This window comes from Olsenella profusa F0195, assembly GCF_000468755.1.
GTDB classification, from domain to species: Bacteria; Actinomycetota; Coriobacteriia; order Coriobacteriales; family Atopobiaceae; genus Olsenella_F; species Olsenella_F profusa.
Map to the genome: position 1 here is coordinate 1 of NZ_AWEZ01000005.1, position 505 is coordinate 505.

General features: G+C 72.7%; 1 pseudogene. It reads left to right on the plus strand.

Annotated features, from left to right (window positions below):
- Positions 1-505: pseudogene (locus HMPREF1316_RS14220) on the plus strand (IS21 family transposase); the annotation flags it as partial.

Here is a 505-nt window from a genome sequence, read left to right on the forward strand (position 1 = left end):
GGGGCGAGACCGCCGAGTGCGTGTGCGAGGGGCTCGCGGGCGTCTTCGCGTTCGTGGGCGGCGTGCCCGCGCGCGCGGTGTTCGACAACGCGACGGAGGTCGGCAGGAGGGTGTGCGGGGAGGTGCGCACCAGCGAGCCCTTCAGGCTGTTCGCCGCCCACTACGGGCTCGACCACGCCCTCGCCAACCCCTACTCGGGCAACGAGAAGGGCAACGTCGAGAACAAGGTGGGGTGCCACAGGCGCGACGCCTTCGTCCCGGTCCCGAGCTTCCACGACGTCAGGGCCTTCGACCGGCGCCTGCTCGCGGACTGCCTGGACATGAGCGACAAGCCCCACTACCGCCTCGGCACCCCCGAGCCCGAGCTGTTCGAGGAGGACAGGGCCGCCCTGCGCGAGCTGCCGCCCGCCGCCTTCTCGTGCGCGAGGTGGGAGGTCCGCAGGTGCAGCAAGCAGGGCGTGTTCACGATGGGCGGCGTCCACCGCTACTCCGCGGGCCCCGCCTG